A 20,480-nucleotide genomic window follows, 5' to 3' on the forward strand; every position below is an offset into this window, starting at 1 on the left:
AGCAGATTACCGCGAACGCACGGGGTGATAAGGTGGATCCTTTGGAGTCCCCTTGGCCGTCTTCCTCCGATCCGCCGCCCGCACGCCCTACGGGGCCTTCGGGGGCGCCTTCCGGAGGGTGGCCCCGGAGCAATTGGCTGCCTGGGCCATCCGGGAGGCCCTGGGGTGTGCGGACATGCCCCCAGGCCAGGTGGATGCCCTGATTCTGGGACAGGCCCTTCGGTACGGACGAGGCGCCAACCCCGCCAGGCGGGCAGCCCAGGCAGCCGGTCTCGGGACGACCTGCGCAGCCTGGGGCGTAGACCAGGGCAGGGCCTCGGGACTGCGGGCGCTGGTGGCAGGCCTCCATGCCATCGAAGCCGGAGCCCATACCCGACTCGTAGTGGCCGCCGCCGACAGCGCTTCCACCGTTCCCTATCTCATACCCGCTGGCCGCTGGGGACATCGCCTGGGCCAATCCACCGCCATGGACCCCCTCCTTCTGGATGCCCCTGAGCGCGATGCCATCCGTCAGCAGGCCATGACCCAGCGTCAGGCCGAACTGGGCATTTGTTATGATTCATTAATTAATTGGGCAACCCATAGCCGGGAAAAGGCCCTCAGCTGCCCAGCCCTATGCTTTCCGGTAACCATCGCTGCCAGGAAGGGACCCACCCATCTCGAAAGCGACGAAATCCTCGGGATGGCTCCCCCCTCCCCAGAACCCGGCTGGCCCCTCCCGCCGCTAGCGGATGCTGCCGCTGCCCTGGTAATGAGCGCTGAGGGCCCCGGCATCCGCATCGCAGGCTTTCGGGAGGCCTGGGCAGATCGCCCCACGGAAGCCCTGCTGGGCGCCGTCGGGCCCCTGCTGGAGAGCGCCGCACTCACGCCGGAGGATCTGGACCAGGTAGAAGTGGACGAATCCCTCCTCCTCTCCCCCCTGGGACTCCTCCAGGCCCTGCCAGGCCTGGACCCCCGGCGCGTCAATCCGGGCGGCGGCGCCTTCGCCACAGGCCAGGCCCACAGCACCGAGGGCCTCCGCCTCCTGATCTCTCTCTTTCACGGCCTGGAGCGGACCGGGGGCCGTTTTGGTCTCGCCGCCATGGAAACGGCCGATGGCCTAGGGCTAGCCATTCTCTTGGAAAGGACACCGGCATGAAGATCTCCATCCATACACTGCCCCACGCCGAGGGCATGCCCCTGCCCTCCTACGCCACACCGCACGCTGCCGCCATGGACCTTCGGGCGGCCATCCCGGCGGAAGAGGTCTGGATCCTGGATCCAGGGGAGCGACGCCTGGTGCCAACCGGTTTGAGCATGGCCATCCCCGAGGGTTTTGAGGGACAGGTTCGCCCCAGGTCCGGCTTGGCCCTGCGCCACGGCGTCACGGTGCTGAACGCCCCAGGCACCATCGATTCGGACTACCGTGGCGAGGTCATGGTGGTCCTCATCAACCACGGCAGGGTGCCCTTCGAGATCCGCCGGGAGGAACGCATCGCACAGCTTCTGGTGGCCCCGGTCTGTCGCTGGGAATGGGCCCCCGAAACGGAACTCGCCGCCCTCGGAGAGACCGAGCGCGGCGAAGGGGGGTACGGCTCAACCGGCCGCCGTTAGCCTTATTCCCGTTTGCCATCAAGCGACTTCCACCACCAAGCAACCCCGCCGTGCGGGGTTGCTTGGTGGTGGAAGTTCTTCTCTTGTTTGCGAATGCGTATTACTTCTTGCCAACGCCCTTCCCGGGCTTGGGGGCCGGAGCCACGGGAGCCTTGGCGGTGCCCTCTGCGGGGAACTTGGCGTCGTAGCGCTTGATGATTTCATTGGAGAAGCTGGTGAGCCAGGTCTCGTCGGCATACTGGAAGAGACCTTCCTGGTAGTTGAACAGAACCTGGAGCTTCCATTCCTTGGCCAAGACCTCGACGATGGGGCGGATCTCCTGCTGATAGGTCTTGCTCACCTTCTCCCGGCCCAGGTTGAATTCCTTCTGGGCATCCTCTTCGGCACGCTTCAGGGCGATCTCGCCATCCTGCAGGTCCCGCTGAACCTTGGCACGCCCCTCATCGGACAGACCAGGAGACTTGAGCTGCTGGGCCAGCTTCTGGAGCTCTTCACTCTTCGCGCGCATGCGCTCGTCCAGAGATTTGCGCAGCTCGACGAACTCAGCGGTGACCTTCTTGCCCCGGGCACTGTTCCCCAGGATGTAGTCGGGGATCACGACCGCGAACTTAGGCGCGGGGGCTTCCTGGGCCAGGACGGGAAGGGCGGCACTGAGAGCCAGAAGGGAAAGGATCTTGCGCATGTTTGCTCCGTTTTTATCAATTAGAACAGATCTGAAGCAGCCCTAGAAGGTGGTGCCGATGCTGAACTGGAAGTCGTTGCGGCTATCCGTATCAAAGGAGTAGGGATTGAGCTTCCGGGCCCAGATCAGTCGCATGGGGGCCGGGCTGATGGGAATGAAGAAGCGGACCTCAACTCCGACACTCTTGCGGAGAGGCTCCGAGAATGCGGAGACACCTGGGGCCCAGGCGTTGCCCGCATCGAAGAAGAATACGGCCCTCAGCTGGTCCGAGATCACAAGCTGGTATTCCAGGTTCATCAGGAACTGCTTGTTGCCGCCGACAACAATGGGTTCTCCGTCCAGATCGTACACCGTGGAACCCACCTGCCCGTATCGGTATCCCCGAAGAGAGTTCTCGCCACCGGGTCGGTAGAGGTCATACACCGCCAGATCGTCGTTCCCAAGGTTGAAAATCTGACCATAGCTGGCATTGATGCCGAAGATGTGGCGATCTGCGATGTTGGTGAACTTTACAAACTCGAGGTTTGTCCGCAGGAAGGGGCGATCCGAGCCCAGCTGCCACCCGCCATATTCCAGGCCAAAAGCCAGCTTGGTGCCCCGGGTGGGCTTGAAGGGATGGTTGACTGTGCTGTAGGTCAGGCTCTGATTGAGAGAGGAGGTCAGAAGGTTGTCCGTGTCCTTCAGATACCAGTTCTGGCCTCCCTCCATGCGGATGACCCGGAAGCTGTAACCCACGGAGTAGCTGGTCCAGAATGCCCAAGGCTTGTTCGGGAAGAAGGTGCTCAGCCGCGTGCCGACCCCCAGTCCCAGGGACCGGGTGAACTGCTTGTAGGCATAGTTGGACCCGACCCGGGAGGCATCGTAGTCCGTGCTGCCATTGCTGATGCTCGCCGTCACGCTGTAGGGCAGATCCAGGACATAGGGCTCCGTGAAGGAGATGGACTGGTTCTTCTGGTACTTGCCAACCGTGGCGCTGAAGCTGAGGGTTTCGCCGCCACCGCCCAGGTTCTTGGTGGAGAAGGAGCCGCCCACCGACGCGCCATAGACGCTGCCATAACCGGCCTGGAACATCAGTTCGTTGACCCCCGCCTCTTCCCCCCTCAGGGTGATATCCACCTGGGGCTTGTCGGGCACGAAGTCGATCTTGGGTTCAGAACTCTTGACATCGAAAAAGCCCAACTGCCCCAAGCCGATGAAAGAATCCTTGAAAAGCTCGAAGCGGAAGGGCTCCCCTTCCCTGATCATCAGAGCCCGCCGCAGCACCTTGTCCTTGGTGGTGATATTGCCCTCGAAGTTGATGCGGCGGATGGTGTAGGGTTCCCCTTCATCCACCTTGAGGGTGGTATCCACCTTCTTGACGCCATTCTCCTCGCGGACCTCGAGCTTTTTGTCGGCACGCCACTGGATATAGGCGAGGTTCTTGTGCTCCTCGGCCATTTTCTCGATGCCCTGGTTCAGGCCATCCAGATCAAAGGGGCGGTTCTTGTCCGCAGGGAGGTCCTCAATGGAGGGCTTGAGGTTCAGCCACTTGGCCATGAAGGAACGGTTGTCCCGCCGGACCTCGGCGATCTTCCTGCGATAGAAGTCCTCACCCTTCGGCCCCTTGAAGACCTTGGTGTTGCCCTCGACCTTGAACTTGCCCTCGTAGTATTTCTCGCCCTCCAGGATCGGAATGGTAAGGGTCGCCCGGAGGTCGTATTTGGGAGACTTGGCCTCCTTGATCAGCTTCTCGTTCGTCTTCTTCTGCCTTGGCGTGGTGCGGTCTTCCACCTCGATGAGGGGCTGCCCTACGAAGACATCCTTGTAGCCCTCGCGCCAGTAGGCCTTCTTGACGTTCTGGATGTCCTCTTCGAGGTTCTTCTCCACCAGGAGATCGCTGCTTCCGATCCAGGAGAAAAGGCCGTGGCGCTTGGTCTTCTCCATAACCCCCGCCAAGCGGCGGCTCGATATGACCTTGTTGCCCCGGAAGGCGATCCTGTAGACCTTGGCCTTGCCGCCCTCCTTGATGTCGAAGACCAGTCGGGCCACACCAGGGGTCATGGGCTCCAGGGAAACGTCCACAACCGGGTTCCGGAAGCCCTTCTCGGCAGCCAGTTCCACGATGAGCCCCTTGATCTTGCGGGCAGCCTCGGGATCATAGACGCTGTCAGGATTGATGGTGAGCTTCTTTTCCTTGACCTTGTCCTTCAGGGAGCTGACCCCGATCTCGGTACCGCCCCGGTAGTCCACTTCTTTGATGAGAGGGCGCTCCGCGACCCTGATGGTCAACAGCTTGCCACCAGCCTCGTCCGCCAGCTCGAACTTGATGTCATCAAAGGAGCCTGAATTCCAGAGCTGCTGAAGCACCGCCGTCAGATCCAGCGCCCGGAGGTCGTCTCCGACCTTGATGCCTGATTTGAAGATCACCGTCTCCGGCGTGAGCTTCTGGACCCCCACCACCTCGATGCGGGTAATGGCTTCAGAGTCCTGGCCCCAGGCCAGCCCCCCCACCAGGAAGGCCGGGAGGCAATACCGGAGCGACCGGCTCCGAAGCATTTCACCGATGACATCCACACTCAGTTTCATCCGCACTCACATTTCATTGGGTTCAAAATTGAAGGGCGGTCGCCAGTGGGGACGGCCGCCGTTGCCGGGGGGAGCCGGGATCAGGGAACGGGGGACAAGGTTTCCCTCGAACCGTCTTCCGTGAAGGCAGGGACGAGCCCGTCGGGCCCAGCCTCGAAGAATACCCGACCCGAGGGCACAGTGTCCTGGGCCACCATCAGCTCGGCCAGGGGGTCTTCGACGGCCTTCTGAATGGCCCGACGCAGAGGGCGGGCGCCGTAGGAGCGGTCCCGGGAGGTGGTTTTGACGATCCAATCCACGGCGGCGTCGGATAGATCCACTTCAAGACGGTGCTGCTTGAGGGTCTGGTTCAGGTCGTAGACCAGCAAACGGACGATCTTGTGGAGTTCAGCGTCGCCAAGGCGGTTGAAGACCACGATCTCATCGATGCGGTTCAGGAACTCCGGTGGGAAGGTGCGCTTGAGCACCTTCATGGCATCCCCCGCCTTGGCGTCAAGGCGCTGTTCCTGCTCCACGAAACCCAGGGCCTTGTCCGTCAGGAGCTCTCGGCTGCCCACATTACTCGTCATGATGATGATGGTGTTCTTGAAGTCCACCTGGTTCCCGAAGGCATCCGTGGCGATGCCATCGTCAAAGATCTGGAGCAGGATGTTGATGAGGTCCGGGTGGGCCTTCTCGACTTCATCGAAAAGAAGCACGCAATAGGGGTTGCGACGAACCCGATCCGTCAGCAGGCCCCCTTCCTCATAGCCCACATACCCCGGAGGGGCCCCGAGAAGTTTCGAAACTTCGTGCTTTTCCATGAACTCCGACATGTCGAAGCGGTGCATCTTCTTGGGGTCGCCGAAGAGGAAGGTCGCCAGGGTCTTGGCCAGTTCCGTCTTACCCACGCCGGTGGGCCCCAGGAAGAGGAAGGATCCCATGGGACGGTTGGGGTTCTTCAGGCCGGTGCGGGCCCGGCGGACGGCCCGGCTGACGGCGCTGACCGCTGGCTCCTGGCCGATGACCCGCTCGTTGAGGCGGGTCTCCATCTGGACCAGGTTCTGCTTCTCCTCATTCTTGAGGGCCTTCACGGGGATGCCGGTCCATGAGGCCACCACATCTTCGATGTCCTGCTCGCCCACCTCGGCGAAGCGCTCGTAATCCTCGTCCGTCAACTCCTTCTGGCCGCCCTGGAGCTGCTCCCGGAGTTGGATCTCCTTCTGACGCAAGAGCACAGCCCGCTCAAAGTCACGGTTCAGCACCGCCTCGTTCATCTCATTGATGACCCGGTGCAGTTCCTCCTCGACCCGGGGAGCATCTCCCCCGCTGGCCCCCACCCTTAGCTTGACCCGAGCCCCAGCCTCATCCAGGAGGTCGATGGCCTTGTCAGGCAGGAAACGGTCCGTGATGTAACGATTGGCCAAGTATACGGAGGCCCGCAGCGTGGCCGGGGTGTAGCGAACCCGGTGGAAGAGCTCATAGCGGCTCCGGATGCCCTCGAGGATGCGGAGGCTCTCCTCCTCATCCGGCGGATTGACGGTTACCGGCTGGAAGCGGCGCACCAGGGAGCGGTCCTTGTCGATGTACTTGGCGAACTCCTTGTGAGTGGTGGCTCCGATGCACTGGATCTCGCCCCGGCTGAGGGCTGGCTTGAGGATGTTGGCAGCGTCGAGGCTGCCCTCGGCGGCCCCGGTGCCGATGATGCTGTGAACTTCATCAATGAAGAGAACCACGCTGGGATCCTTGGAAGCCTCGGCAATGATCGCCTTGAGCCGTTCCTCGAACTGGCCGCGGTACTTGGTCCCAGCCACCACCAGGGAGAGGTCCAGTGCATAGATCCGCTTCTCCTGGAGCCCCGGAGGCACCTTGCCCTCATAGATCTTCTGGGCCAGTCCCTCAACGATGGCGGTCTTGCCGACCCCCGCCTCTCCCAGGAGGATGGGGTTGTTCTTGCGGCGCCTGGAGAGGATCTGGATGATCCGCTCCACCTCGGTATCCCGCCCGATGAGGTTGTCGAAGATCCCCCGCTCGGCCATCTCGGAAAGGTTGCGGGCGAATTCGGCGAGAAGGGGGTGCTCCTTTTTCTTCTTTGCGATCTTCTCTTCCTTGGTGGATTCCAGGAGGATCTCCTTGGCGGCGAGGATATCGGCCCCGGCCTCACGGAGCAGGCGCCCAGCGAGGCTCTCCTCCTCTTTGAGCATCCCCAGCAGGAGATGTTCGGCCCCCACATGCTTGTGATTGAGCTTGGCACTCTCCTGGGTGGCGTGCTGGAGGATCCGTTTCACCTCCTCCTCCATGGGAATATCAATGGAGGTGCTGCTGGGTACCACCTTACGATCCCTCGGCGTGAGGGCGCCGATGAGGCGGTCCCTCAGCTGGTTGGTCTGCACCCCCATGCGCTCCAGGAGCTGGGTGGAGGTCTTCTCGGCCTCCCGCAGCAGGCCAAGCAGGAGATGCCCACTCTGGATGCTCTCCGCTCCGAACTGACTCGCCTCGTAGCGGGCGAAAAACATGACACGTCGGGCCTTTTCAGTGAATTTCTCGAACACGATTCCCCCTTGGGGCCAAGCAGGATCATTGAAGTCGCGGGTTGAGCAAACCGGTGTGAGTCAAGGGTAACCCTAACATTGATGGTTGTCCCGCCTACCTTTGGATGATTCAACCTGGGAAGCTAAGCCACCTCGCGGTAATCTAATCGCTTAGGAGTTCTGCCATGAGGGATGTTCCACCCAATCTAGCCATCCTGGGCCTTCAGTGGGGTGACGAGGGGAAAGGCAAGCTTGTCGATCTCCTCAGTGCCCGGTACCAGAACGTCGTCCGCTTCCAGGGAGGCAACAACGCAGGCCACACCGTCGTGGTCAACGGCCAGAGCATCGCCCTCCACCAGGTGCCCAGCGGCGCCCTCCACCCGAGCTGCTTCCTGCTGGTGGGGTCCGGTGTGGTCCTCAACCTCGAGGTCTTCCGCGAGGAGCTGAACCGCTTGGCGGAACGGGGCTTCGACCTCTCCAAGCGTCTGCTGCTCTCCGACAAGGCTCATGTCATCCTGCCCCACCACATCGCCCTGGATCGCTGGCGCGAAGGTGGAGCTGGCAAAGTGAAGATCGGCACCACGGGTCGGGGCATCGGTCCTGCCTACGAAATGAAGGTGGCCCGCATGGGGGTGCGCCTGGGGGATCTCCTCCGCCCTGAAACCCTCAAGGACATCGTCCGCACCGGGTACGAGGAAGTGCGCCTCCGCCTGGGGGATGAAGCCAAGGATCTGCCCTCCCTTGACGCCATCGTGGCCGATGTGCTGCGCTGGGCTGATCCCCTCCTGCCCTTCATCGGCGATACCCAGACCTACCTCATGGACGCGTGGAAGAAGGGCCAGTCCATCCTGTTCGAGGGGGCCCAGGCCACCCTCCTGGATATCGACCACGGCACCTACCCCTTCGTCACCAGCTCCAACTGCAGCCTTGGCGGCCTCTTCACCGGCACCGGACTGCCCCCCAAGGCCCTCAGCAAGATCCTGGGCGTGGCCAAGGCCTACACGACCCGCGTGGGCGAAGGCCCGATGGTTTCCGAGCTGCACGATGCCGTCGGGGATCGCATCCGTGAAGCCGGTCGCGAGTTCGGCACCACCACTGGCCGTCCTCGCCGCTGCGGCTGGTTCGACGCCCCCATCACCCGCCACGCCTGCCTCACCAACGGTGTGGATGGCCTGGGCCTCATGAAGCTGGATGTCCTCGATGGCTTCGAGCAGGTAGGCCTGGTGACGGGCTACCGGGATGGCGAAGGCCGGGTTTCCAACAAGCTCCCCGCCTGCGCTGCCGAATGGGACACCCTCAAGGCCGAGATCAAGTACTTCCCCGGATGGGAGAAGCCCACCCGTGGCGCCACCCGCCTGGAACAGCTTCCCAAGGAGGCCCGAGTCTACCTGGATGCCCTGGTGGAGTCCGTGGAAACCCCCATTGCCTACCTGAGCACTGGCCCCGATCGCAGCGAGGGCCTACTCTACACCACGACCTTCCTGGAAGGCATGCTGTAAAAAGAACGGGGTTCCCAAGGGAACCCCGTTCTTTTTAGGTATTTCAACCCTTTAAAAAACAAGCGCCCCGAAGGGCGCTTGTTTTTTGAGCCTATTCGGCTTCCTTGACCTCGGGCAGGGTGTAGTCCACCAGCTCGATGATCGCCATATCGGCGGCGTCGCCGAGACGGTGACCGAGCTTGAGGATACGGGTGTACCCACCGGGACGCTCGTTGAAGCGGGCGCGGAACTCATCGGCGAAGAGCTTCTGAACGATGCTCTTGTTGCCGAGGCGGGCCATCGCCAGACGGCGGTTGGCCACAGAGTCGGTCTTGGCGAGGGTGATGAAGGGCTCCACGAACTTGCGGAGCTCCTTGGCCTTCACGAGGGTCGTCTCGATCCGCTCAGAGGTGAGCAGGGCCGTGGCGAGGTTCTTCATGAGGGCTTTGCGCTGGTTCGTGGTACGGCCCAGGCGCTTGCCGGCAACATTGTGACGCATGGGTGCTCCTTAGACTTCTTGTTCGATGCGCATGCCGAGAGAGAGTCCGATGCGAGCGAGCTCGTCCTTGATCTCCTGGAGGGACTTCTTCCCGAAGTTCTTGGTCTTCATCAGCTCGGCCTCGGTCCGCTGCACCAGCTCGCCAATATTCGTAATATTGGCGTTGCGCAGGCAGTTGTTGGCACGAACGGAGAGTTCCAGTTCCTCGACGGACTTGGAAAGCATGCTGTTGACGTTTTCACTGGTCAGTACGGCCACGCCGGCTTCGACTTCAACGGTGTCCTCGTCCTGACGGGCGAAGATCATGAAGTGCTCCCGGATGATGAGCGCAGCATCGCTCACGGCATCCTTGGGATCCACGGTTCCGTTGGTCCAGACCTGGAGGGTCAGCTTCTCATAATCCGTGCTGTGTCCCACACGGGCGGGTTCAACGGTGTAGTTGACCCGCACGATGGGGCTGTGGTTGGAATCGAGAGGGATGAAGCCCAGGCCCAGGCGCTCGTCCAGATTGCGGTCCGCGGTCAAAAAGCCACGGCCCTGGCTCACCTGGATCTCCATCTCAAGCTCACCATCCTCGCCCAGGGTGGCGATGTGGACATTGGGGTCCACAACTTCCACGTTCTGGTTGGTCTGGATGGACCCGGAGGTCACCACGCCTTCGCCCTTGTGGCTGATCGTGACGATCTGGGGCTGGGAGGAGTGGAGCTTGAAGGGAATCTGCTTGAGGTTCAGAAGGATATGGGTGATATCCTCCCAGACCCCAGGCAGAGCGGTGAATTCGTGCTGGACGCCCTTGATACGGACGTTGGTGACCGCGGCCCCCTGGATGCTGCTGAGGAGCACTCGGCGCAGGGAATGGCCAACGGTAGTGGCAAATCCCCGTTCGAAAGGGTAGGCCACAAACTCGCCATACCCTGCGGTCTTGGTCGCGGCGTTAACTTCCGCCAGACGCGGCCTTTGGAAATCGCTGAGGTTCAGCATCCCTGTCCCCTTACTTGCTATAGAGTTCCACGATCAACTGCTCGTTGATATCGAGAGGCACATCTTCGCGGGTGGGGGCGGCGATGACTTGCCCCTTGAAGGCAGCGGCGTCGAGCGTGAGCCACTTGGGGATACCGCGGCCAGCCGCAGTTTCCACAGAGGACTTGACGAAATCATTGGCCTTGGAGCGCTCAGAAAGCTCAACGCTCTGTCCGGCCTTGGTCTGGTAGCTGGGGATGTCCACCCGCTTGCCGTTCACCAGGATGTGGCCATGCATGACCATCTGGCGGGCGGCGGCACGGCTGGCGGCGAAGCCCAGACGGTAGACCACGTTGTCCAAACGCTGCTCCAGGAAGGCAAGCAGGTTGTGGCCAGTCTGGCCCTTCTTGCTCTCAGCCTTCTCGAAGTAGAGACGGAACTGCTTCTCGAGCACACCATAGATGCGCTTGACCTTCTGCTTCTCGCGGAGCTGAAGGGAGTAGCCCGTGGGCTTCTTGGTCTTGCCAGCGCCGTGCTGGCCGGGAATCTTGCCTTTGCGGGTCTCGAAGGAGCACTTTTCCTTGAAGCAGCGTTCGCCCTTCAAGTAGAGCTTCATACCCTCGCGACGGCAGAGGCGGCATACGGCGTCAGAATAACGAGCCATTCTCTATCCTCTCTTAGACACGCCGCCGCTTGGGGGGACGGCAACCGTTGTGGGGAATGGGGGTGACGTCGCGGATGCTGGTCACCGAAATGCCTGCTGCGTTCAGGGCGCGGATGGCGGACTCGCGTCCGGCTCCGGGACCCTTCACACGGACGTCAACAGAGCGGACGCCGTGCTCCTTGGCAGCCTCAGCAGCGATACCAGAGGCGATCTGGGCGGCGAAGGGCGTGCCCTTGCGCGTGCCGCGGAAGTTCTGGTTGCCGCTGGAAGCCCAGCAGAGCATGTTCCCCATCGGGTCGGAGATGGAGATGATGGTGTTGTTGAAGGACGCCTGGATGTGAGCGACCCCATGCGGGACGTTCTTCTTTTCTTTCTTCTTGACCACCTTCTTACCGGCGGTCTTGGACTGGGTCTTTGCCATATCAGTTCCTCAAAACCTTACTTCTTTTTGCCGGCGACGGTCTTCCGCTTACCCTTCCGGGTGCGGGAGTTCGTGTGCGTGCGCTGACCGCGGACAGGGAGCCCCTTACGGTGGCGGATGCCACGGTAGCAGCCGATGTCCATCAGACGCTTGATGTCCAGACTGATGTTCTTGCGGAGGTCACCCTCTACCGTCTCTTCAGTGGAAATTACCTTTCGAATACGGCCAATCTCGTCTTCCGTGAGGTCGCGAACTTTGGTGGCGTATTCGACCTTTGCCCGGTCGAGAATGCTATGGGCTTTGGCGCGGCCAACCCCATAGATATAGGTCAGCGCGATTTCAACGCGCTTCTGGACCGGCAGATCGATTCCAGCGATACGTGCCATGCCGTCTCCTTAGCCTTGACGCTGCTTGTGCTTGGGGTTCTTTTTGCAGATGACCCGGACGATGCCTTCACGCCGAACCACCTTGCAGTGCTCGCACAGCTTCTTAATAGAGGGCCGTACTTTCATGGTTTACCTCTCGGTTGCTTACTTGAATCGGTAGATGATGCGGCCCCGGGAGAGATCGTAGGGGGTTACCTCTACGAGAACCCGGTCACCCGGCAGGATGCGAATGAAGTTCTTCCGCATCTTCCCACTGATGTGGGCCAGCACCTGGTGCTTGTTCTCAAGCTCGACACGGAAGACCGCGTTGGGCAAGGACTCTACCACTGTGGCTTCGAGCTCAATGGCTTCTTCTTTGCTCAAGCGTTCTCCTGATAAAGCTCGACTACGGCTTCAAAGACTTCTTCCGGCTTGCTGCGGCCATCCACCCGCCGGTAGTTCGCCATTCCTCGGTAGTAGGCCTGCAGGGGCTTGAAGGTCGCGTTGAACGCTTCCATCCGGCTCCGGAAGGCTTCAGAGGTGTCGTCGGCACGGTGCTTCAGCGGACTTCCGCACAGATCGCAGACATTCTCTGCCCGAGGGGGCTTGTTTTCAAGGTGATAGATAGCGCCACATGCGTTGTTGCTGCAGCTGCGCCGCCCAACCACCCGAGCCTCCAGGAACTCTTCGGGGACCTCAATGTCAGCCACCAACCCCATTTCAATCTTCTGCGCCGAGAGGAAAGCCGCGAGCGCTTCAGCCTGTTGGAGGGTTCGTGGGTAGCCATCGAACAACACAGCACCTGTTTCGTCCTGCAGCCGCGCAAAGACCAAACCGTTAACCGTGTCGTCGTCCACGAGTTTTCCTGCAGCCATGATGGCCTTGGCCCGAAGGCCAATCTCCGTTCCTTTCGAAACGGCATCTCTCAGAATATCACCCGTTGATAGGTGACTCAAAGCAAATTTTTCGACCAACTGTTTGGCTTGCGTGCCCTTCCCGCTTCCGGGAGGGCCGAGGAGGATATGAACCTTCATTTTGTCCTGGCTCCTGCGCGGGCCAAACGACCGCCACGGACGCGCCCCTGTTCGAGGAATCCGTCGTAGTGACGCATGACCTGATAGCTCTCAAGTTGCGAAACAGTATCCATGGCCACGCCCACCACGATCAAAAGGGAGGTCCCTCCGAAGTAGAAGTTGAGGCCAGGCATGCTGTTTGTTATCACCAGCGGGACGATGGAGATCAGGGCCAAGTAGACGGCTCCGGCGAAGGTGAGCTTCGAGAGGATGCCATCCATATAGACGCTGGTTTCCTTTCCGGGGCGGATGCCCGGGATGTACCCGCCAGATCGCTTCATGTTCTCTGCGGTTTCATCCGGGTTGAACACGATGCTGGTATAGAAGAATGCAAAGAAGATCACCACGCCCACGAAAACCGGAGTGTAGATCCAGAAGTGGGCGCTCGGATTGAGGAAGCTCGAAGCCTTGGCCAGCCATTCCCACCGCGTGAACTGACCGATGGTGGCCGGGAAGAAGATGACCGAGCTGGCGAAGATCACGGGCATGACGCCTGCGGTATTCACCTTGAGAGGCATGTATGAACTGCGCTGACTGGCCATCCGGGAGGAATCCGAACGCCGGGCGTAGTGGATGGGGATGCGCCGATAGGCACTCTCCACCAAGACGACGGCGATCAGCACCACCACCATGGCAGCAGCCAGGAGGATGAAAACGCCAGGAGGCGCCACATTCCCCTTGTTCATGACCGAATCACGGAACATGGCCCCCAGAGTGGTGGCCCCTTTGGGTAGACCCGCGACGATACCAGCGAAAATGAGCAGCGATATGCCGTTGCCCAGCCCGCGATCCGTGATCTGCTCACCGATCCACATCACAAAGATCGTTCCGGTGGCCAAGGTCCAGGCACACAGGAGCTTGAACCCCAGACCAGGGTTGGCCACGACATCCGTGCCCATGCCCTGGGCCAGGGAAGCGATACCGAAGCCCTGCACGAAGGCGAGGCCGACGGTCAGGTACCGGGTCCACTGATTGACTTTCTGGCGTCCGGCTTCGCCTTCCTTCTTCTGAAGGTTCTCGATGCTCGGCACCACAGCCCCCAACAACTGGAGCACGATGCTCGCAGTGATGTAGGGCGTGATGCCTAGAGCGAACACAGAGAACTTCTTGAAGGCGCCTCCGGAGAACAAATCCACCACATTCAGAAGGTCACCGGCTTTCCCGATGTTCTTGGCCAGGGCCTCAGCATTGACGCCGGGGACCGAGACATGAACCCCGAGACGGTAGACCAGCAGCAGCACCAGCGTGAAGAGCAGGCGCTTGCGCAGTTCAGGGTTGGAGAATAGCTGCCGAAGTCGTTCCATTCAGGGAAGCCCTATTCAGCCTGCTTGGCGCAGGGCTCCTGGATGGTGCCGCCGATGGCGGCGATGGCCTCGCGGGCCCCCTTGGTGATGCGGTCGGCAACGACGGTGACCTTGGTGGTCAGTTCGCCGGAGGCCAGCACCACGATCCGCTCGATCTTGGAACCGATAAGCTTCTTGTCCCGGAGGGACTCAAGGCACACGGTCTCGCCTTCGGCGAAGTTGTTGGAGATGACGGTGAGGCCGATCTCCGCGGTGACGGGGGCAAAGATATTGGTGAAACCGCGCTTGGGGAGACGGCGATGCAGGGGCATCTGGCCACCCTCGAAGCCACGCTTGGCGGAATAACCACGGCGGGACTTCTGGCCCTTCTCACCGCGGGTCGCGGTCTTGCCCATGCCGGAGCCCTTGCCCCGGCCAACGCGCTTGCGCACCTTGACGGCGCCCTCAGCGGGCTTGAGTTCATTCAGCTTCATGGCTTACCCCTTCACCTTGACGTCAACCAGGTAAGGCATGAGCTTGACCATGCCATGCACATTGGGCGTGTACTCGCATTCGCGGGTGTCGCCCACCTTCTTGAGCGCCAAGGTCTGCACGAAGGCCTTGTGCTTGGGCACAGTGCAGATCGTGGAGCGCTTGAGGGTCAGGATGACCTGCTTTCCGATGAGATTAGACATCTTAGGCCTCCGCCTGATCCAGGCCACGGTTGGTGAAGACCGTGTAGGGATCCATGAGGTCCTGGAACCCGGCGAACGTAGCGCGAACCACGTTGTGGGGGTTGGAGGAACCGAGGCTCTTGGTGAGCACGTTGTTGATGCCGACCGCTTCCATGATGGCGCGGACAGTGGCGCCAGCGATGATACCGGTGCCTTCAGGAGCGGGCTTGAGCATGACGGAGCCAGCTCCGAAACGCCCGGTGACAGGATGGGGAATCGTGCCGTTGGGGGTCACGGGAACCTTCATCATGTTGCGCTTGGCGCTCTCGATGCCCTTCTTGATGGCGGAGGGCACTTCGAGGGCCTTGCCCAGACCGAAGCCCACCTTGCCGTTGCCGTCTCCCACCACCACGAGGGCGGAGAAGGAGAAGTTCTTGCCACCCTTCACCACCTTGGTGACGCGGCCGACATAGATGACCTGGTCCTTGAATTCGCCCTGTGCGGAATCCTGTGAGTTTCTATTTTCGATAGCCATGAGCCCCTCCCTAGAACTGGAGCCCGGCTTCGCGGGCGCTGTCAGCCAGCGCTTTCACGCGGCCGTGGTAGACGTAACCGTTGCGATCGAAGACCACAGCCTTGATACCCTGCTCGATGAGACGGGCGGCGATGCGGGCTCCGACAACCTTGGCGGCTTCGATGTTGGCTCCGTTCTGGATGGTTCCGCGGATCTCCTTCTCGAGACTGGAAGCGGAGGCGAGGGTGATTCCCTTGGAATCGTCCACCACCTGCACATAAATGCGCTTCAGGCTCTTGAAGATGGTCATGCGGGGACGCTCGGTCGTGCCCGAGATGCGCCCACGGATACGGGTCTTGGTCTTCTGACGGCGAAGTTTGAGGTCGTTGGACATGTTTTCCCCTTACTTCCCGGTCTTGCCGGCCTTGCGGCGGATGACTTCGCCGGTGTACTGGACACCCTTGCCCTTGTAAGGCTCAGGCTTGCGGAACTTCCGAATGTCGGCAGCCACCTGACCGACCAGCTGACGATCGATACCGGTAACCACCACGTGGGTGTTCTTTTCGACGGCAATGGTGATGCCGGCGGGAGCCTGATAGAGGATGGGGTGGCTGTAGCCAAGATCCAGGCGGAGCTGGGCTCCCTCCATGGCGGCCTTGTAGCCGACGCCGACGATATCGAGTTCCTTCTTCCACCCCTCAGCAACACCGGTCACGGCGTTCTGGAGGAGGGCGCGGGTGAGGCCATGGAAGGCGCGGTTCTGCGCCTCATCGTTGGCGCGGGCCAACGTGATGGAATCGGCCTGAACGTCGAGAGTGATCCCCTTCATGATGGGGCAGGACAGCTGTCCCTTGGCACCTTCAACGACAGCCTCGGCCCCGTGGATGGTCACTTTGACGCCTTTCGGCAGTGCCACTGGCTTTTTTCCGATGCGAGACATGATTGATCCTTGGAAAAGTGGATTGGCGATGAACTACCAGACGTGAGCCAGAACCTCGCCGCCCACATTCTGCTTGCGGGCTTCTTTGCCAGACAGCAGACCCTTGGGGGTGGAGAGGATGGCGATGCCCAGGCCGCCATTGACGTCAGGAATCTCCTTGACGCCGGCGTAGATACGCAGGCCGGGGCTGGAGATGCGCTTCAGGCCGTGAATCACGGACTCGCCGCTCTTCACGTACTTGATGTTCACGATCAGGTAGTTACGGCCATCATGCTCCACGGTCTTGTAGCCGTGGATGTAGCCCTCAGACTTCAGGATGCCGCAGAGGCGCTCCTTCATGCTGGAGGCAGGCACCACGACAGCGTCGTGGCCGGCCATGATGCCGTTGCGCAGGCGGGTAAGGTAATCGGCAATGGGATCTGTATGCATGGTTGCCTCTCCTTACCAGCTGGACTTCTGAACGCCGGGGAGCTCACCCGCGAGGGCATGCTTCCGGAAGCACAGACGGCAGAGTTCGAACTTGCGCATGAAGCCGCGGGGACGACCGCACACCTTGCAACGATTGCGGTGCTGGGTCGAGAACTTGGGCTTGGAAGCGTCTTTATATCTCTTTGCGATGCGAGCCATGGGTTCTCCTGACTACTTGCGGAAAGGCATGCCGAGATGGGCGAGAAGGGAGCGGGCCTCGGAATCGTTGGCCGCGGAAGTCACGAAGGTGACGTTCATTCCCTTGATCTTTTCGACCTTGGAATAGTCGATCTCCTGGAAGATCAACTGGTCCTTGAGGCCCAGGGTGTAGTTGCCACGGCCGTCGAAGGACTTGGTGGGGACGCCACGGAAGTCACGGACGCGGGGCAAGGACAGGGACACCAGGCGGTCGAAGAACTCCCACATGCGGGGTCCGCGCAGGGTCACCATGCAGGCGATGGGCATGCCTTCGCGCAGCTTGAACTGAGCCACACTCTTCTTGGCCTTCCGCACGACGGCCTTCTGGCCGGCGATGGTGGTCAGCTCTTCGACAGCGACATCCAGGACCTTGATGTTCTGGATGGCGTCGCCGACGCCCATGTTGATGACGATCTTCTGAAGACGGGGCACCTGCATGGCAGACGTGTACCCGAATTCTTCCTTCAGTTTGGCTACCACATCGTTGTGGTAGCGGCCTTTGATGCGGGGTTCCGCATTTGCAGCCATATTGCCTCCATTTCCGAGGGGCGACTACGCCCCCAGGGTTCGGGAGAGCGGAAGGGCTTGGGTTCCGGCGATCCGGTCCGTTTCCTTCCAGCCTCAGTTATCAAAGCTTCCGCCGACGGGAGATCCATCGGCGGAAAGGGAAAGCTTCTCATGCTTGTTCCTGGAAAGAAAGCATCTTTTCCAGGTGGGACAGCTACTATTCAGCCCGCTTGCGGGTGGGCTTCTGGGTGGTGGGGTCGACCAGCATCACGTTCGAAGCGTGGATGGAGGCCTCCTTCTCGGTGAAACCGCCGCCTTCGCCCGTCTGGGGGTTGGGCTTGGTGGCCTTCTTCACCACGTTGACACCCGCGACAACGACACGGTTGGTGGCGGGGGTCACCTTGGCGACCTGTCCGCGCTTGCCCTTGTCCTTGCCGGCGATGACGACAACTTCGTCGCCCTTCTTGAGCTTCATCTTGGTGGGCTTGTCCATTACAGCACCTCAGGAGCGAGGGAAACGATCTTCATGTATTTCCGCTCGCGGAGTTCGCGGGCCACGGGTCCGAAGACGCGGGTTCCGACAGGCTCGCCATCCTTCTTGATGATGACGGCTGCGTTCTCGTCGAAGCGGATGTAGGAACCGTCCTTGCGGCGGTAGGCCTTGCGCTGACGGACGATGACGGCCTGGACCACGGCCTTCTTCTTCACGGTGCCGCCAGGAATGGCTTCCTTGACGGAGGCGGTGATGACATCGCCAAGCTGGGCGATCTTGCCCACCCCGCCGCCGAGCGGCAGGATGCAGCAGATCTTCTTTGCGCCGGAGTTATCGGCGACAGTGAGCATGCTTCCCATCTGAATCATGTGGCCTCCTTATTCGCCAGACTTCTGGACGATCTCAAGGACCATCCAGCGCTTGCGCTTGGAAAGGGGGCGGGTCTCGACGATCTTGACTTCGTCCCCGATCTGGCACGCGTTGGTTTCATCGTGGGCCATGAACTTCTTGGTCTGCTTGACCGTCCGATGGTAGAGGGGGTGCTGGAAACGGCGCTCCACCTTCACCACAACCGTCTTGTCGGCCTTGTTGGAGACCACGACGCCACTTCGAATCATCTTGTTTTCTAGGCTCATGTGGTCGACCTCACTGGCTCAGCTTGATCTTGAGGGCGGTCTTGACGCGGGCGAGTTCACGGCGGGTCTTGCGGATCTCAGCCGTGTTCTCAACCTGGCCCAAGGCGTTCTGGAAGCGAAGGGTGAAGCGCTTGGCGGCCAGATCGACCTCCATCTGCGCCAGCTCTTCGGTGCTCTTCCCGGTCAAATCGCTAAAAGGGTTCTTCTTGTTCATCTCTGTCCTCTCATTCTTCCGGCGGAGTGCGGGAGACGAACTCGGAAGCCACGGAAAGCTTCATCTGCGCCAGGCGCAGGGCTTCACGAGCAACTTCCTCGGAAACGCCTTCCATCTCGAAGAGAATCTTGCCGGGGCGAATGATCGCCACCCAGCCATCGGGAGACCCCTTGCCGGAACCCATGCGGGTCTCGGCGGGCTTGCTGGTGGTGGGACGGTCCGGGAAGATACGGATCCAGATGCGTCCGCCACGCTTGATGTGGCGGGTCATGGCAATACGAGCGGCCTCAATCTGACGGTTGGTCAGCCAGCAGTGCTCGGTGGCCTTCAGACCGAAATCGCCGAAAGCGATTTCGTTGCCGCGGGTAGCGACGCCGCGGGTGCGGCCCTTCTGAAGCTTGCGGTTCTTGACTTTATTCGGCATCAACATGGGTACACCTCAGCGCTTCACGGTTTCGAGGGCGCCTTCGCCCAGATTGACCCACACCTTGATGCCAATGATGCCGTAGGTGGTGTGGGCTTCAGCGAAGCCGTAATCCACGTTGACACGGATGGTCTGGAGGGGCATCTGGCCCGAGAGGTAATCCTCGGTGCGAGCGATCTCGGCACCGTTGAGACGGCCGGAGACCTTGATCTTGAATCCCTTGGCGCCGAAGCGGATGGCCGCTTCCTCCGCCTTGCGCATAGCGCGGCGGAAGGCGATGCGGCGCTCGAGCTGCTGGGCAACGCCCTCGGCTACGAGCTGGGCATCGATCTCGGGCTTCTTGATCTCCTGGATGTCGACGCTCACGGGACGGTTGAGCTTCTTCTGGAGATCCTCACGCAGCTTGTCGATCTCAGCGCCCTTGCGACCGATGACGATACCGGGGCGGGCGGTGAAGATGCGGACGGTCACCTTGTCGGCGGCGCGCTCGATGTCGATCTTGGACACCATGGCGTTCAGGCCGTGGAGCTGAGCCTTCAGCTCCTTGCGGAGCTTGAGGTCCTCATGCAGCAGGCTGGCATACTCGCGCTTGGAGTACCACTTGCTGTGCCAGTTCTTGGTGTGGACTAGACGGAATCCGTACGGATGGACTTTCTGACCCATTGGATTACTCCTCCCCAGCCGTGATCGCAGCAAGCTGCAGCGTGATGTGGCAGGTGCGCTTCTGCACGCGGTAGGCACGGCCCATGGGGGCAGGGCGGACGCGCTTCATGCGGAAGCCCTCATCCACGAATACGGTCTTGACCATCAGCTCATCAGGATTCACGGCGGGATCCTTGTCCACCGCGTTGGCGATGGCGGAGTTCAGGAGCTTCTTGATGGGAGCGGCGGCGTACTTCTTGGTGCTGGTGAGGATCCACTGAGCCTCACCGACCTTCTTGCCCCGGATCAGATCGACCACGAGACGGGCCTTCTGAGCGGAACCGCGCAGGTGACGAATGGTGGCGCTGGAAACGATATTTGCCATATTACTTCCCCTTCGCCTTGGCATCCGACTTGCCGGCGTGACCACGGAAATTGCGGGTGAGGCTGAACTCGCCCAGCTTGTGGCCGACCATGTTGTCGGTGACGTAGACAGGGATGAACTTGTTGCCGTTATGGACAGCCAAGGTCAAGCCGATCATCTGAGGAACGATGGTGGAACGGCGGGACCAGGTCTTGATCACGCGCTTGTCCATGGCAGCCTGAGCGGCCTCCACCTTCTTCAGAAGATGGCCATCAATGAACGGGCCTTTCTTCAGTGAACGTGCCATTGAAGCT

The 20,480-nt window shown here is 61.0% G+C and carries 31 protein-coding genes; 3 read left to right on the plus strand and 28 right to left on the minus strand.

The features are described 5' to 3' along the window. The first annotated feature begins 52 nt into the window (after positions 1-52). The gene (locus HOLFODRAFT_RS0209065) at positions 53-1,138 is read left to right on the plus strand and encodes a thiolase family protein (RefSeq protein WP_005038040.1); all 1,086 of its coding nucleotides are present in this window, start codon (positions 53-55) and stop codon (positions 1,136-1,138) included. Next, complete coding sequence (dut, locus tag HOLFODRAFT_RS0209070) at positions 1,135-1,593, plus strand: dUTP diphosphatase (protein WP_005038042.1); 459 nt, start codon at positions 1,135-1,137, stop codon at positions 1,591-1,593. Before HOLFODRAFT_RS0209065 ends, dut begins: the two co-directional genes overlap by 4 nt. A 100-nt stretch (positions 1,594-1,693) precedes the next feature. Here dut and HOLFODRAFT_RS0209075 read toward each other — a convergent pair whose 3' ends face one another. From HOLFODRAFT_RS0209075 to HOLFODRAFT_RS0209085, 3 genes are all read right to left on the minus strand, one after another. Beyond that, the gene (locus HOLFODRAFT_RS0209075; protein WP_005038044.1) at positions 1,694-2,275 is read right to left on the minus strand and encodes an OmpH/Skp family outer membrane protein; all 582 of its coding nucleotides are present in this window, start codon (positions 2,273-2,275) and stop codon (positions 1,694-1,696) included. A gap of 42 nt (positions 2,276-2,317) precedes the next feature. Beyond that, entirely contained in the window at positions 2,318-4,840 is a 2,523-nt protein-coding gene (locus HOLFODRAFT_RS0209080; protein WP_005038045.1) for a BamA/OMP85 family outer membrane protein, read from the minus strand. Positions 4,841-4,920: 80 nt separating this feature from the next. Then, positions 4,921-7,371, minus strand: coding sequence for an ATP-dependent Clp protease ATP-binding subunit (locus HOLFODRAFT_RS0209085; RefSeq protein ID WP_005038047.1), 2,451 nt, complete (start codon positions 7,369-7,371; stop codon positions 4,921-4,923). Positions 7,372-7,535: 164 nt separating this feature from the next. Between HOLFODRAFT_RS0209085 and HOLFODRAFT_RS0209090 the strand changes: the two genes are divergently transcribed. Beyond that, entirely contained in the window at positions 7,536-8,849 is a 1,314-nt protein-coding gene (locus HOLFODRAFT_RS0209090; RefSeq protein WP_005038050.1) for an adenylosuccinate synthase, read from the plus strand. Between the two features lie 91 nt (positions 8,850-8,940). On the opposite strand, the gene rplQ is transcribed toward HOLFODRAFT_RS0209090, so the two are convergent. From rplQ to rpsS, 25 genes are all read right to left on the minus strand, one after another. After that, positions 8,941-9,327: a 50S ribosomal protein L17 gene (rplQ, locus tag HOLFODRAFT_RS0209095; protein WP_005038052.1), complete on the minus strand. Its 387-nt coding sequence runs from the start codon at positions 9,325-9,327 to the stop codon at positions 8,941-8,943. 9 nt (positions 9,328-9,336) lie between these two features. Then, entirely contained in the window at positions 9,337-10,308 is a 972-nt protein-coding gene (locus HOLFODRAFT_RS20300) for a DNA-directed RNA polymerase subunit alpha (protein WP_005038053.1), read from the minus strand. A 10-nt stretch (positions 10,309-10,318) separates the two neighbouring features. Beyond that, a complete protein-coding gene (rpsD, locus tag HOLFODRAFT_RS0209105; RefSeq protein ID WP_005038055.1) occupies positions 10,319-10,951 on the minus strand; it encodes a 30S ribosomal protein S4 in 633 nt (210 codons plus the stop codon). Between the two features lie 13 nt (positions 10,952-10,964). Further along, the gene (rpsK, locus tag HOLFODRAFT_RS0209110) at positions 10,965-11,372 is read right to left on the minus strand and encodes a 30S ribosomal protein S11 (protein ID WP_005038057.1); all 408 of its coding nucleotides are present in this window, start codon (positions 11,370-11,372) and stop codon (positions 10,965-10,967) included. Between the two features lie 17 nt (positions 11,373-11,389). Next, a complete protein-coding gene (gene rpsM / locus HOLFODRAFT_RS0209115) occupies positions 11,390-11,758 on the minus strand; it encodes a 30S ribosomal protein S13 (protein WP_005038059.1) in 369 nt (122 codons plus the stop codon). A gap of 9 nt (positions 11,759-11,767) precedes the next feature. Then, positions 11,768-11,884 (minus strand): 50S ribosomal protein L36, encoded by a 117-nt coding sequence (rpmJ, locus tag HOLFODRAFT_RS23945; RefSeq protein ID WP_005038061.1) that lies wholly within the window; start codon positions 11,882-11,884, stop codon positions 11,768-11,770. 18 nt (positions 11,885-11,902) lie between these two features. Next, entirely contained in the window at positions 11,903-12,121 is a 219-nt protein-coding gene (gene infA / locus HOLFODRAFT_RS0209120; RefSeq protein WP_005038062.1) for a translation initiation factor IF-1, read from the minus strand. Next, positions 12,118-12,771, minus strand: coding sequence for an adenylate kinase (locus tag HOLFODRAFT_RS0209125; RefSeq protein ID WP_005038065.1), 654 nt, complete (start codon positions 12,769-12,771; stop codon positions 12,118-12,120). Before HOLFODRAFT_RS0209125 ends, infA begins: the two co-directional genes overlap by 4 nt. After that, positions 12,768-14,114, minus strand: a complete 1,347-nt coding sequence (gene secY / locus HOLFODRAFT_RS0209130; protein ID WP_005038067.1) for a preprotein translocase subunit SecY — start codon at positions 14,112-14,114, stop codon at positions 12,768-12,770. The genes HOLFODRAFT_RS0209125 and secY overlap by 4 nt, the downstream gene beginning before the upstream one ends. 11 nt (positions 14,115-14,125) lie before the next feature. Then, complete coding sequence (gene rplO, locus HOLFODRAFT_RS0209135) at positions 14,126-14,587, minus strand: 50S ribosomal protein L15 (protein WP_005038069.1); 462 nt, start codon at positions 14,585-14,587, stop codon at positions 14,126-14,128. 3 nt (positions 14,588-14,590) lie between these two features. Next, a complete protein-coding gene (locus HOLFODRAFT_RS0209140) occupies positions 14,591-14,788 on the minus strand; it encodes an uL30 family ribosomal protein (RefSeq protein ID WP_005038071.1) in 198 nt (65 codons plus the stop codon). Position 14,789: 1 nt separating this feature from the next. After that, on the minus strand, positions 14,790-15,302 hold the full coding sequence (gene rpsE, locus HOLFODRAFT_RS0209145; protein ID WP_005038073.1) for a 30S ribosomal protein S5: 513 nt from the start codon (positions 15,300-15,302) through the stop codon (positions 14,790-14,792). Between the two features lie 10 nt (positions 15,303-15,312). Next, positions 15,313-15,675 carry a 50S ribosomal protein L18 gene (rplR, locus tag HOLFODRAFT_RS0209150; protein WP_005038075.1) on the minus strand — a complete coding sequence of 121 codons (363 nt, stop codon included), beginning with the start codon at positions 15,673-15,675 and terminating at the stop codon, positions 15,313-15,315. A gap of 9 nt (positions 15,676-15,684) precedes the next feature. Next, positions 15,685-16,221 carry a 50S ribosomal protein L6 gene (rplF, locus tag HOLFODRAFT_RS0209155; RefSeq protein ID WP_005038077.1) on the minus strand — a complete coding sequence of 179 codons (537 nt, stop codon included), beginning with the start codon at positions 16,219-16,221 and terminating at the stop codon, positions 15,685-15,687. Positions 16,222-16,254: 33 nt separating this feature from the next. Continuing rightward, positions 16,255-16,650, minus strand: coding sequence for a 30S ribosomal protein S8 (rpsH, locus tag HOLFODRAFT_RS0209160; RefSeq protein WP_005038078.1), 396 nt, complete (start codon positions 16,648-16,650; stop codon positions 16,255-16,257). Positions 16,651-16,662: 12 nt separating this feature from the next. Next, the gene (locus HOLFODRAFT_RS0209165; protein ID WP_005038080.1) at positions 16,663-16,848 is read right to left on the minus strand and encodes a type Z 30S ribosomal protein S14; all 186 of its coding nucleotides are present in this window, start codon (positions 16,846-16,848) and stop codon (positions 16,663-16,665) included. Between the two features lie 12 nt (positions 16,849-16,860). Beyond that, positions 16,861-17,415, minus strand: a complete 555-nt coding sequence (gene rplE / locus HOLFODRAFT_RS0209170) for a 50S ribosomal protein L5 (protein ID WP_005038082.1) — start codon at positions 17,413-17,415, stop codon at positions 16,861-16,863. A 196-nt stretch (positions 17,416-17,611) separates the two neighbouring features. Continuing rightward, positions 17,612-17,887 carry a 50S ribosomal protein L24 gene (gene rplX / locus HOLFODRAFT_RS0209175; RefSeq protein ID WP_005038084.1) on the minus strand — a complete coding sequence of 92 codons (276 nt, stop codon included), beginning with the start codon at positions 17,885-17,887 and terminating at the stop codon, positions 17,612-17,614. After that, positions 17,887-18,255 (minus strand): 50S ribosomal protein L14, encoded by a 369-nt coding sequence (rplN, locus tag HOLFODRAFT_RS0209180; RefSeq protein ID WP_005038086.1) that lies wholly within the window; start codon positions 18,253-18,255, stop codon positions 17,887-17,889. Before rplN ends, rplX begins: the two co-directional genes overlap by 1 nt. Positions 18,256-18,264: 9 nt before the next feature. Further along, positions 18,265-18,522, minus strand: coding sequence for a 30S ribosomal protein S17 (gene rpsQ, locus HOLFODRAFT_RS0209185; protein ID WP_005038087.1), 258 nt, complete (start codon positions 18,520-18,522; stop codon positions 18,265-18,267). A 10-nt stretch (positions 18,523-18,532) separates the two neighbouring features. Continuing rightward, positions 18,533-18,736 (minus strand): 50S ribosomal protein L29, encoded by a 204-nt coding sequence (gene rpmC / locus HOLFODRAFT_RS0209190; protein WP_005038091.1) that lies wholly within the window; start codon positions 18,734-18,736, stop codon positions 18,533-18,535. A 10-nt stretch (positions 18,737-18,746) separates the two neighbouring features. Beyond that, positions 18,747-19,166 carry a 50S ribosomal protein L16 gene (gene rplP / locus HOLFODRAFT_RS0209195; RefSeq protein ID WP_005038093.1) on the minus strand — a complete coding sequence of 140 codons (420 nt, stop codon included), beginning with the start codon at positions 19,164-19,166 and terminating at the stop codon, positions 18,747-18,749. A 9-nt stretch (positions 19,167-19,175) separates the two neighbouring features. Next, positions 19,176-19,823, minus strand: a complete 648-nt coding sequence (gene rpsC / locus HOLFODRAFT_RS0209200; protein ID WP_005038095.1) for a 30S ribosomal protein S3 — start codon at positions 19,821-19,823, stop codon at positions 19,176-19,178. Between the two features lie 4 nt (positions 19,824-19,827). Beyond that, positions 19,828-20,187: a 50S ribosomal protein L22 gene (rplV, locus tag HOLFODRAFT_RS0209205; protein WP_005038097.1), complete on the minus strand. Its 360-nt coding sequence runs from the start codon at positions 20,185-20,187 to the stop codon at positions 19,828-19,830. A 1-nt stretch (position 20,188) separates the two neighbouring features. Further along, positions 20,189-20,473, minus strand: a complete 285-nt coding sequence (rpsS, locus tag HOLFODRAFT_RS0209210; protein WP_005038099.1) for a 30S ribosomal protein S19 — start codon at positions 20,471-20,473, stop codon at positions 20,189-20,191. Between the last annotated feature and the right edge of the window lie 7 nt (positions 20,474-20,480).

Origin of the sequence: Holophaga foetida DSM 6591, from assembly GCF_000242615.2 — a bacterium.
GTDB classification, from domain to species: Bacteria; Acidobacteriota; Holophagae; order Holophagales; family Holophagaceae; genus Holophaga; species Holophaga foetida.